Genomic DNA, 11,426 nt, shown 5'->3' with positions numbered 1-11,426 from the left:
TGGCATATGCCAGAAGCACCACCGGATCGGGTGTTGCCAAATCCCTTACAGGGCGTCGCGGGCTGTGCGACAGTCGTAACCGGTCCCTCCATCCGCCTTGGTCGAACCGTCCCCGCATCGGAGTGCGTCATGCCGTCCCATCTCTCTGCGGACCGCCCAGCCGCCCAGCCGCCCGCGCGCGGCTCGGTCGACGCGCTGATATCGCAGGCCCGGCGGCTCATGGGCGACGTGGACGCCGTACGGCGGGACGCCCAGCACGACGGTTCGGATCCCCGGGAGCGGTGGCAGCGGGCCCTGTGCGATCTGGCCCTGCATCAACTCAACGACGTCGACGAGCACTTGGCCCAGTTGCGGGACGGCCCGCCGCCCGTACCGACGGCCGTCGAGGCACCGCTCGCGCCAACCGCCGTACCGGAGGCGCCCCGATCCGACTCGCTGCTCAGCCGGGTCGGCAGTGCCGAGTGGAACCTGCTGACGGACGCGGTGAGTTGGTCCGGGGAGCTGTACCAGATCCTCGGCCGTGATCCGGCAGCTCCCCCGCTCACCCTCGACGAACTGCCGTCCCTGGTCCTGGACGAGGACCGGCCGAGTCTGACCGCGATGGTCACGGACTGCCTGGTCGACGCCAAACCCATCGACGGCGAGTTCCGCGTCGTACGGCCCGACGGCGGCGTACGGACCGTGCACATGATGGGCGAGCCCGTGCTCGACGCCGACGGTGGCACCGCCTCGATGTGGGCCGTACTGCGGGACGTCAGCGAACTGCGGCGCAGCCAGCGGACGGTGAGCGAGACCCGTGACTCGCTACAGCGCCACCGGCACCACGCGCAGACCGAGCGCCGGCTCGCGGTCGAGTTGCAGGAGGCCGTGCTGCCGCCGTGGCGCGGCACCCTGCGGCTCCCGCACCAGGGCCCGGAGACGCTGGACCTGGCCGCCCGTTATCTGCCCTCCTCGACGAACGCGCTGATCGGCGGCGACTGGTACGACGCGCTCCAACTCTCCGACGGTGCCACCCTGTTGAGCGTCGGCGACCTCACCGGACACGGTGTGGCCGTCACCTCGGGCATGGCGATGCTGCTCGGTGCCCTGCGCGGGATGGCGATGGCGGGCACCGAGCCCGGCCAACTGATGTCCTGGCTCAACCAGTTACTGGACGCCACCGTGCAACCGGCCCTGGGCAGCGCGGTGTGCTGCCGGTACCGGCCCGAGACCCGCACCCTGACCTGGGCGCAGGCAGGACACCCCGCCCCGCTGCTGTTCCGCGGCGGGACGGGGCGCGTGCTGAGCGCACCGGACGGCGTCCTGCTCGGCGCCACCTCGGGAGCTTCCTACGGACAGGCCGAGGAGATCCTAGAAGCGGGCGACGTGCTCGTGCTGCACACGGACGGACTGGTGCCCGGACACAGCGGAGCGGCAGCCGTCGACCAACTCCTCGACCTGGCCCCGCGGTTCGGCGGGGCGCGCACCGCACAGGACTGCGTACGGACGGTCGTGGAGGAGTTCGGCGACTCCGCGCGCGAGGACGACGCCTGCGTGCTGGTCGCCAGGATCGGCTAGGGCATCCAGATCACCTACGCCTGGGCGCTGTTGCCGTACCTGGTCCTCGCGCTCCTCGGCGGTGTCTTCGGCAGCGCGAGCTTGATCTCCTCCCGCAGTTGGTGGATCTTCGGGTAGTTGGAGTACTGGGCGGTGAGCCGGTACATCTCGCGCAGCCGGTCCCAGGTGCGGTGGGAGGAGTTCGATCCCATCGACGCCAGGGCCAACCGCGCGTACCTGTCGGCCTGTTCGGGGTCGTCCGCGATGAAGCAGGCGGAGGCCATCGACAGGAAGTCGAAGATCTTCGACCGCTGCCGTCCGTCGACCCGCAGCGCCAGCGCCTTCTCCGCGAAGTACTGGGCGTGCACGGCCGCTCCCGGCTCGTGCTCGGCCAGTGTGCGGTAGGCCAGGGCCTGCATGCCGTAGAGGTCCTCCTCCTTGAACGTCTGCATCCAGCTGGGGGGCGGTACGTCGCCGCGGTCGGAGACGAAGAGATCCTCCGCCTGGCCGAGGGTGCGGCGCATGGCCTGGCCCTTGCCCATCGATGCCTGTGCCCAGGCCTCGATGGTGTAGAGCATCGCCCGGGTACGGGGCAGTACTTGGTCGCCGGAACCGGTCTTGGCGAGTTTCATGAGATCGAGCGCGTCGTCGGGCCGGCCGAGGTGCACCATCTGGCGAGCCGCCCGGGAGAGCGCCTCCCCCGCACGGGGCCGGTCGCCGCCCTCACGGGCCGCGTGGGCGGCGATGACGAAGTACTTCTGGGCCGTGGGCTCCAGACCGACGTCGTGCGACATCCAGCCCGCGAGCACGGCGAGATTGGCGGCGACGCCCCACAGACGACGCTGTAGATCGGCGGGGTGCCGGTAGGCGAGCATGCCGCCCACCTCGTTGAGCTGTCCCACCACGGCCTTGCGCTGGAGCCCGCCGCCGCGGGCCGCGTCCCAGGCTCGGAACACCTGGACGGACTCCTCCAGTTCCTCGATCTCCTGCGACCCGATGGGGGCGGCCTCATAGCGGTCGAACCCAGCGGGGTCGGCGTGCAGGGGATCGTCGAACCGGGGAGCGTCGGCGGAAAGAGTCGGATCGGAGTGCAGCCATGTGTACATGGCGCTGCTGAGTGCGGAGCCTGCGGCGAGCGCGGCGCCCGCGCCCACCAAGCCGCGTCGGTTGAGCATGAGGTCCATTCCCGTGAATTCGGTGAGGACCGCAGCAGTCCGTTCGGGCGCCCACGGCACACCGTCGGGATGTTCCACACTCCCGTCGTCGGGCCGTTTCCCCGTACGCCCGTGCCGGACCAGACCGAGGTCCTCGATGGTCACGACACGGCCGAGACGCTCGGTGAACAGAGCCGCCAGCACCCGCGGCACCGGATCGCGCGGGATCTCTCCCATGTCGATCCAACGCCGTACCCGCGAGGTGTCGGTCGAGAGCTGGGGGTGGCCCATGGCCGCCGCCTGCCGGTTGACCAGCCGCGCGAGTTCGCCCTTGGACCAGCCGGCCAGGCCGAACAGGTCCGAGAGACGGGAGTTGGGTTGTCCGTTCACGTCAAGCCCCCAGGTTCTCGGCTGACTTGAACATAGCCCGGTGCGCTGTGCCGGGCGACTATTCGCCAGGGTTCGCCAGGGTTCGCCAGATGGTGTGCCAGTGCGCATCCGGTGTCAGGTAGGAACGCGCCACCCCGACCCGGTCACCGAGGAACACTCCCCAGGGTGCACCCACGGAACCGGGCCGGGAGCGCGCTTGCTTGGACAGGCACTGCAGGCACACGAAGGGATCTGTCTCTCCCATGTACACAGCATCGTCCTCCGTGTCCGCCCCGCCCCGGTCGCTGCACCCCCGCCCGGGCGCCGGCGGCCCCTACCTCGACCCGGCGCGCCCGGCGGCCGGCCCCGTGCTCGGTGCGGGCAGGCCGCGGCGCGTTCCGGGGCTCGGCACTCAACCGCTCAGCGGGAGACTCGACTTGTCCGGCCCTCAGGGCGCCCAGCTGCGTACGGCGATCGCGTCGGTGCACCGGATCTGCCCGGAGTTCGCTCCGGTGCAGGTGCTACGCCGCAACGGGCGCTCCGTGCTCCTGGTCGGAACGACCGGACGCAGCACGGCCGTAGCGAAGTGTTTACTGGACCACTCCCCCGCGTGGGCCGAGCGGATCCGGCACGAGATAGCGGCATACCGCTCGTTCGTCCGGCACCGCCCCCCGGTGCGGGTGCCGCGGCTGATCGCGGCGGACCCGGACAACTGCACGCTCGTCATCGAGCGGATGCCGGGCCGGGTGGCCGCGCTGCACCGGCACCCGGCGGAGGCCCCGCCGCGGGCGGACATCAGGGCGGCACTCGGCGCGATCTGCCGGCTCAACGCGTGGCGCCCCCCGGCGGGCACCTTCGACGCCCCGCTGGACTACGCGGCCCGGATCTCGCGCTTTCACGAGCTGGGGCTGCTCACCGACCGGGACATGGGAGACCTTCAGAAGCTGTTGCACGGCATCGCGCACTCGGCCGGTCGGCAAGGCATGGGCCAGTTCTGCCACGGTGACGCCCTGCTGTCCAACATCCTGCTCTCACCGGCCGGTCCAGTGCTGGTGGACTGGGAGCACGCGGGCTGGTACCTGCCGGGCTACGACCTCGCCACGCTGTGGGCGGTCCTCGGCGACGCGCCGGTGGCCCGGCGGCAGATCAGCCAGATCGCGCAGTCGGCGGGACCGGCGTCGCGGGACGCGTTCCTGGTGAACCTGATGCTGGTGCTGACCCGGGAGATCCGTACCTACGAGATGGCCGTGCAGCGTTCGATGCACGACACGACCCCGACGGCACCGGGAGCTGCCCACCCGGGTGCCGCACCGTCCGGCGAGGAACAACGGCTGCTGCTGCGGCGGCTGCACGACGACTGCCAGTTGGCCCGCCGGGCCGTGCGTGCGGCGGTCGGCACTCGCTGACGGGGGCGAAGGTCCGCGGTGCGCCCTGCATCGGCGCACCGCGGACCTTCGTGCTTCCCCTCCCCATGACTCCACCATTGGTGTAGTCCACTGACGCCTCGCAGGCCCGGGAGCCGCCGCCACGAAACTCCTCGTATCCCCTGGTGACAAGGGAAATCACCTCCCTCTGGGCATGATTGACGGATCGTCGGCCAGCCGGTACCACTGACGCACGCCCGGCCCCGAACGGATCGTCACACCCCCACCGTCCCAGGAGGCTGCATTGCGAGGATCCTCGACCGACCCCACCCGCACTCCCGGGCACAGACGCGCGCGGAGAACCGTCGGCGCGCTCGCCACCGCCGCCCTGCTGCTGCCCCTGCTGGGCGCGGCCCCCGCGGAGAACACCAGCGGGTCCGCCGCCTCCACCCTCCAGCGGGCGTTCGCGTCGGCGTCCGCCGAGTACCACGTGCCGCAGACGGTGCTGCTGGCCGTCTCCTACCTCCAGTCCCGCTGGGACACCCACGGCGGAGCGCCGAGCGTGACCGGCGGCTACGGCCCGATGCACCTCACGGACGCGCGCACCGCTCTCGCCGCCACGGAGCACCTGAGCGAAGGCACCGAGGACGCCCGCGGCGACAGCGCCCGCCCGGCCCTGCATCCCACCGCGCAGCTCCCGGCGAACTCCCAACTCCCGGCCCGGCTGAGGACGTTGACGAAGGCGGCCGAACTGACCGGGCTTCCGGCCGCCGACCTGCGCGGCGACGAGGCCGCGAATGTGGCGGGAGGCGCCGCGCTGCTGGCCGACGCGCAGAAGGGCCTGGGCGAGCCGCTGAGCGCGGACCCCGCCGAGTGGTACGGCGCGATCGCGCGCTTCTCGGGCGCGGACGACACGGCGACGGCCGCCGCCTATGCCAACGATGTCTACGACGTCATCCACACCGGCGAGCAGCGCACCACGGACGCCGGGCAGCAGGTAGTCCTGGCCGCGCAGCCCGAACTCGCCCCCGACACCGCGCAGTTGGCGGAGACCGGACTGCGCACCGTCTCGGCCGACGGCACGGAGTGCCCGAAGAAGGTGTCCTGCGAGTGGATCCCGGCGCCGTACTCCCAGTTCGGGGACAACGACTACGGCAACCACGACCTGGGCGACCGGCCCGCGTCGCAGGGCATCAAGTACATCGTCATCCATGACACCGAAGGCCAGTGGGAGGGTGTCCTGAACCTGGTCCAGGACCCCACCTATGTGTCGTGGAACTACACGATCCGCTCCAGTGACGGTCTGATCGCCCAGCATGTGAAGGCCAAGGACGTGGCCTGGCACGCGGGCAACTGGTACATCAACGCCAAGTCGATCGGCATCGAGCACGAGGGCTTCCTCGCCGCGCCGGACTCCTGGTACACGGAGGCGATGTACCGCTCGTCGGCCCGTCTGGTGAAGTACCTGACGAAGAAGTACGGCATCCCGCTGGACCGGCAGCACATCCTCGGTCACGACAACGTGCCCGGGCCGACCACCTCCACCGTCCCCGGGATGCACACGGACCCGGGCCCGTACTGGGACTGGGCGCACTACTTCGCCCTGCTGGGCCACCCCTTCCAGCAGACCGCCAAGAAGAACGGCGGCCTGGTGACGATCCGCCCCGACTACACCACCAACCAGCCGGTGTACACGGGCTGCGTCACCGCGGGCCAGCCGTGCGCGGTGCACGGTTCGAGCGAGGTCCGGCTGTACTCCGGACCCAGCGAGACCTACCCCCTGATCAAGGACATCGGCCTCGGGACGACCCCGACGACCGGAGTCAACGACCTCTCCTCGCGGGTGTCCACCGGTCAGCAGTACGCGGTGGCGGACCGTTCCGGCGACTGGACCGCGATCTGGTACCTGGGCCAGGAGGCCTGGTTCAAGAACCCGAAGAAGCACCCGACAGCGGTGGCTGCGGCGGGCTGGGTGATCACGCCGAAGGACGGTCTGGACAGCGTCCCCGTGTACGGCCGCGCCTACCCGGAGGCCTCGGCCTATCCGGCGGGAGTGCCCGTCCAGGCGGTGTCCCCGCTGCCGTACACCCTGCTCAAGGGCCAGAAGTACGTGGTCGGCGGCAAGGTGCCCGGTGAGTACTACTACGCGGTCACCTTCACCACCGACTCGCACAAGGTCGTCGTAGGAAAGGATCTCTACTACGAGATCCAGTACGGCCACCGGGTGGAGTTCGTCCGGGCCGCCGATGTGACGGTCGCGCGGTCGGGCCGGTAGCCGGGCCTCAGCCCTGCTGGAACAGTTCCGCCGGGAGCGGTTTCAGCAGGGCGTAGAGGTCGTCCGTGATGGGGCGGTCCCAGGCGGCGATGGTGACCAGGACGTTGTCGCTGCGGTCGAACTGGACGCAGGAGATCCGGCTCTCGGAGAGCTTGAGGCGGCGCACGATCAGCAGGTTGTCGCCCTGCATCACCGGCATGTCCTCGGTGCCTACGACGGTCACCTCCTCGTCGTTCTCCAGCGCGAGGAGCAGCTGCGCGACCTCGAAGGGGATCTCGTCCTCGGCGACGTCACGGGCCGGGGAGCCCTCCGGCAGATTTCCGATGACCATCGCGGGGCCACGGCCGCCGAACAGGTCGTACCGCAGGAACACGCCCTGGCAGGTGCCGTCGGGGGCGGGCAGCAGACCGGCGCCGAGGTTGCCGGGCCAGTCGCCCGGGTCCATGGCCAGCACATCGAATTCGGGGCCGGCGGGGGTGGCGCTGCGGCGGCGGAGGAACGACATGGGGCCATGGTACGGGGTGCCGTCCGGCGGTGGAGCCGTGGTTGGGTGCGGGTTCGTTGTCGGGTGCGGGTGCGTTGAGGCTGGGCGCGCCCACGCGGCGGAGCCGCATATCGACACAGCCCCGCGCCCCTAGGGGGTTCGGCCTTGCGTCGGTTTGATCAGTGCCGTTTCTAGGCCTGTCCTGTCTGTGCCCAGTTTTTGGTAGGCCGACGACAGGAGGCGTACTGCCGACTGTTCGTCCGTGTCCAGTTCTACGGCGATCTCGTGGTCGGTGCTGCCGTGTGCGGCCAGGGTTGCCGCTGTGCGTTCGTCGGTGGTGAGAGTGTCTGTTTCGGGGCTGTGGAGGCGGCGGGGGCGTAGGCCGGCGGCGGCGAGTTCGGAGCGGGTGGTGTCGGCTAGGCCGTCGGCGCCGCACTGGACGGCCGTGTCCAGGCCTCGGTAGAGGTAGTCGGCGGCTTCCCTGGAGCGGCCGGTGCGGCGGAGTTCGGTGCCGAGGGCGACCAGTGCGCACGCCAACTCGTAGGCGGCCGGGGAGCGTTCGAGGTGGGCGACGGACTCCTCAAGGAGCTTGGCGCGGGCCGAGCCGGAGGAGACCTCGGCGGCGACGCGCAGGGCCTGGCCGATGGCGGACGGGGTGCCGAACTGGCGGGCGCGGGCGACCGCTTCGTGGGCGGTGGCGACGGCGCGTTCGGGGGTCTCGTGGCGCTCGGCGCGGGCCAGGTGAAGCTGCCAGGGGCACCACGCGGGGTTACGGATCCCGCGCGGGTCGAGGCGGCGGCCCGCGGAGGCCAGTTCCTCGGCGGCTTCCTTGGTGAGGCCGCGGGCCAGCAGCAGTTCGCCGTACACGGTCTGGGCGTCCGGGAAGACCACGGCGGCCGGGAAGGGCTCCGCGAAGGCGTGGTCCTCGGCGAGCTGTGCGGCCTCGGCGACCCGGCCGCGGGCGAGCAGGACCTCGATGAGGATGCCGGTGCCGTACCAGTAGACGGGGGTGCCGGGGCCGACCCGCTCGGCGAGGCGCAGTCCCGCGCGGGCGAAGTCCTCGGCCTCGGCGAGTCGGCCGCGCCGGTAGCGGAGGTAGCCGAGGAGGGTGTAGCCGAAGGCCAAGTGGGCCCCGCGCCAGCCCTGTTGCTCGAAGTCGGCGATGCCGGTGGCGAACAGTTCCTCCGCGCGGCCGGGCCGGTCGCAGTACATGTGGGCGAGCGCGACCAGCACCGGTACTTCGAAGCCGCGGTCGGCCTCCGCCCAGCCGAGGCCACCATTGAGTGCGCGCTCGGCATGGTGGAGGGCTACATGTGCGGGTTCACCACGCAGGACGGCGTCCCAGGTGCGCAGGCCGATGATGTACCGCTCGGTGAGGTCGCGGCCCTTGAGGCGGTCGGCGAGTTTGGTGAGGCGGCGGGAGCGCGAGGGGTGGTCGGGTTCGTCGGCGCGGAAGGCGTCCCACATGAACTGCTCGGAGAGCATGCGGAGTTTGACCCGGGCGTCGTCGGTGACGTGGATCTCGCGGGCGAGGGTGTCGGAGGCCTCGGCGAGGCGGTCGCTGTGGGCGAGGACCTGGGAGAGCCGGTAGACGATGTTCTGCCGCAGGCCCGCGTCGCTGATCGGCTCTTCGAGGGCGGCCCGCAGATGGTTGACGGTGGTCGCCGGTTCGGTGAGCAGGGAGGCGCTGCCCAGTTCGTAGAGGACGGCGGCCCGGTCGTCGAAGGGCGGGGGTTCGCGCAGGGCGCGGGCGAGGTAGCTGCGGGCCGTGTCCGGGGCGCCCGCGCGCAGCGTTTCGCCTGCTGCCGCGCGGAGTTGCTGGACGACCCAGTTGTCGCCGTCGGGGTGGGTCTCCATGAGGTGGCGGGCGGCGGCGGAGGGGCCTTGGCCGTCGTTGATGACGCACCAGGCGGCCTGGCCGTGCAGGGCCACGCGGACGCCGGAGGGGATGGCCCGGTAGACGGCGGTGGCGATGAGCGGGTGGACGAATTCGAGGGTGCCCGCGACGGTCGGCGTGCCGGTGAGGATGCGTGCGCCGCGCAGCGCCTCGGCGGCGTCGGCGGCTTCCTCGTGGCCGAGTCCGGCGACGGCCGCGGCGAGCGCCGGACGGGTCTCGGTCCCGAGGACCGCACAGGCCCAGGCGAAGCGGACGGTCGAGGTGCCGAGGCGTTCGAGGCGGGTGAGGAGGCCGGTGCCCTTGACGGCGGCGGCGAGATCGCGCAGGAGGTAGGCCCCGGACTCGGTGGGGGTCAGGCCCCGGTCGTGGATCTTGGCGGTGAGTTCCACGGTCTCGAACGGGTTCCCGGCGGTGACCGCCCAGCACTCCCGGCAGAACGCGTCGTCGGCGTGCTCGCCGAGCGTCTCGCGCACGAGACCGGCGACGGCGTCGACGCTGAGCGGTTCAAGGTCGAGGGGACGACCGCCTGCCCGGCCGGGCAGTCCCCTGAACGACTCGGCGTGGTCCGGGAGTTCGTCGGGACGGTAGGCAACGACTACCAGCAGCGGGAGTTGTTCGGCGCGGGGTGCGAACGCGGCCAGCCAGCCCAGGGATTCGGGGTCGGCCCAGTGCGCGTCGTCGAGGACGAGGACCATCGGGGCACGCTTCACCGCGAGGTGGGTGAGCACCCAGTCGAGGCCGTCGCGCAGGCCCTGTTGGTCCGGCGGAGAGCCCTCGGTGGGGGCGCACAGACCGAGGGCGGGGCCGACGATGTCGTACCAACTCCCCAGCGCGGTACGGAGATCGGCGTCGGCGGAACCGGCGAACTGCGGTTGCAGCAGCTGGCGGGCGACGTGGAAGGCGACGCGCTGTTCCTGATCGCCGCCGCGCGCGGACAGCACGGTGCAACCCTGTGCGGTGGCGCGGCGGCGCACCTCGGTGAGGAGGGTGGTCTTGCCGATGCCGGCCCGTCCCGCGAAGGCGAGCAGGGCGCCACGGGGCCGATGTCCCGGCTCGGCGCCGTCCGTGCGCAGGCCGGTGAGTTCGCCTAACGCGTCGTCCACGGCGGAGAGTTCACCCTCCCGTTCGAAGAGTGTCCTGTTGCCGCGCGCGCTCCACTGTCCCATCCCCATACCCCCTGCCACGGCGGGCACGTCCGCGCGGGGAGCGAACGCATACCGTGAGCTACAGGGACCTCAGCGTACGCTTTCCGAGGGTGTGACGACCTGTTAGTCGACAAAGGCGTACTGGCCAGTTTTCCCCGGTGCGCGGTTCGGTCTTCTCGGGTGCGCGGTTCAGGTTTCCCGGGTGCACGATCCGTAGCGATCTCACTCCTCCAAGGCCTGTGGCGGCACCACCGCGACCGGGCTCGCCGCGTGCAGCAGGACCGCCTGGGTGACCGAGCCGATCAGCCGGGCCGGGGCCAGCAGGCGTCGGCGGTGGCGGCCCACGACGACGAGGTCCGCGTCCTTGGAGGCGGCGACGAGGTGGCCGGCCGCGTCGCCCGGTGCGACGTAAGGCTCGACGCGGACGTCCGGGTGGTCCTCGCGGTGCGGGGCCAGGAGGGCCTCGGTGAGGATGCGGGTCTCGTTCTCGACGGCGTCCTGGTCGATGACCGGCGGGACGAGTTCACCGGCGGACGCCCAGGCCTGCGGCGGCCACGGGTAGGCGGCGACGACCTGGAGGCGGGCTCCGCGCAGGGCGGCCTCGGTGAAGGCGAAGGCGAGGGTGGTGTCGTCGGGGCTGTCCACGTGCAGGCCGACGACCACCCGGGGTCCGGGCTCGGCGGAGGTCTCGCCGTGGACTTCACGTCCGGGGCGGGGCACCACGACGACGGGGCAGTCGGCGTCGCGGGCGGCGGCCATGCCGTTGGAGCCGAGCAGCAGGCTGGCGAAGCCGCCGCGGCCACGGGAACCGAGCACCAACAGCTGTGCGCCGGCGCCGAGTTCGGGCAGCACGGCACCCGGTGCGCCCTGTAGCCCGAGGTACTCCATGACCGGTCGGTCGGGGCGCCCGTCGAGGTAGGTGCGGACCTGGGCGAGCACGTGGTCCTCGTCCGGTTCGGGCGGTCCGGCGACCAGGCCGCCGGGCGGTGTCCAGGCGGCGGCGTACTGCCACACATGGACGACCCGCAGCGGCGCCCCGCGTCCACGCGCGGCGCCGAGGGCCCAGTCCAGGGCGCGCAGGCTGTCGTCCGAACCGTCGACCGCCGCGATGACCGGCAGAATGCTCATGGGTTCCTGACCTCCGGTGTGACGGGACCTTCCCCTCCGGGCCAGCCTGGCTCAGGCGTCGGCTCCGGAAGGGC

General features: G+C 71.6%; 7 protein-coding genes. 3 read left to right on the top strand and 4 right to left on the bottom strand.

Annotation, left to right across the window (positions count from 1 at the left end):
* Nucleotides 1–129: 129 nt before the first annotated feature.
* The gene (locus ACWIHT_RS01135; protein ID WP_456163073.1) at nt 130–1,557 is read left to right on the top strand and encodes a PP2C family protein-serine/threonine phosphatase; all 1,428 of its coding nucleotides are present in this window, start codon (nt 130–132) and stop codon (nt 1,555–1,557) included.
* Between the two features lie 14 nt (nt 1,558–1,571).
* Here the strand turns inward: ACWIHT_RS01135 and ACWIHT_RS01130 are convergent, their stop codons facing one another.
* Nucleotides 1,572–3,080, bottom strand: a complete 1,509-nt coding sequence (locus ACWIHT_RS01130) for a DNA-binding protein NsdB (protein WP_456163071.1) — start codon at nt 3,078–3,080, stop codon at nt 1,572–1,574.
* A gap of 242 nt (nt 3,081–3,322) precedes the next feature.
* Here ACWIHT_RS01130 and ACWIHT_RS01125 point away from each other — a divergent pair, with 242 nt between their 5' ends.
* Nucleotides 3,323–4,465 (top strand): aminoglycoside phosphotransferase family protein, encoded by a 1,143-nt coding sequence (locus tag ACWIHT_RS01125; protein WP_456163069.1) that lies wholly within the window; start codon nt 3,323–3,325, stop codon nt 4,463–4,465.
* A gap of 262 nt (nt 4,466–4,727) precedes the next feature.
* Nucleotides 4,728–6,698, top strand: a complete 1,971-nt coding sequence (locus ACWIHT_RS01120; RefSeq protein ID WP_456163067.1) for an N-acetylmuramoyl-L-alanine amidase — start codon at nt 4,728–4,730, stop codon at nt 6,696–6,698.
* A 7-nt stretch (nt 6,699–6,705) separates the two neighbouring features.
* Here ACWIHT_RS01120 and ACWIHT_RS01115 read toward each other — a convergent pair whose 3' ends face one another.
* From ACWIHT_RS01115 to ACWIHT_RS01105, 3 genes are all read right to left on the bottom strand, one after another.
* On the bottom strand, nt 6,706–7,203 hold the full coding sequence (locus ACWIHT_RS01115) for a hypothetical protein (RefSeq protein WP_200677790.1): 498 nt from the start codon (nt 7,201–7,203) through the stop codon (nt 6,706–6,708).
* A 129-nt stretch (nt 7,204–7,332) separates the two neighbouring features.
* Nucleotides 7,333–10,245 carry an ATP-binding protein gene (locus ACWIHT_RS01110; protein ID WP_456163065.1) on the bottom strand — a complete coding sequence of 971 codons (2,913 nt, stop codon included), beginning with the start codon at nt 10,243–10,245 and terminating at the stop codon, nt 7,333–7,335.
* A gap of 201 nt (nt 10,246–10,446) precedes the next feature.
* Nucleotides 10,447–11,352 (bottom strand): universal stress protein, encoded by a 906-nt coding sequence (locus ACWIHT_RS01105; RefSeq protein WP_456163063.1) that lies wholly within the window; start codon nt 11,350–11,352, stop codon nt 10,447–10,449.
* Between the last annotated feature and the right edge of the window lie 74 nt (nt 11,353–11,426).

The organism is Streptomyces sp. NPDC002276 (genome assembly GCF_053891435.1).
This window is presented reverse-complemented; position numbering and strand designations above follow the sequence as displayed.

What these genes read in the sequence shown, in the direction of transcription:
- ACWIHT_RS01135 (WP_456163073.1), top strand. Translation starts at nt 130, where the DNA reads ATGCCGTCCCATCTCTCTGCGGACCGCCCAGCCGCCCAGCCGCCCGCG.
- ACWIHT_RS01125 (WP_456163069.1), top strand. Translation starts at nt 3,323, where the DNA reads ATGTACACAGCATCGTCCTCCGTGTCCGCCCCGCCCCGGTCGCTGCAC.
- ACWIHT_RS01115 (WP_200677790.1), bottom strand. Translation starts at nt 7,203, where the DNA reads ATGTCGTTCCTCCGCCGCCGCAGCGCCACCCCCGCCGGCCCCGAATTC.
- ACWIHT_RS01110 (WP_456163065.1), bottom strand. Translation starts at nt 10,245, where the DNA reads ATGGGACAGTGGAGCGCGCGCGGCAACAGGACACTCTTCGAACGGGAG.
- ACWIHT_RS01105 (WP_456163063.1), bottom strand. Translation starts at nt 11,352, where the DNA reads ATGAGCATTCTGCCGGTCATCGCGGCGGTCGACGGTTCGGACGACAGC.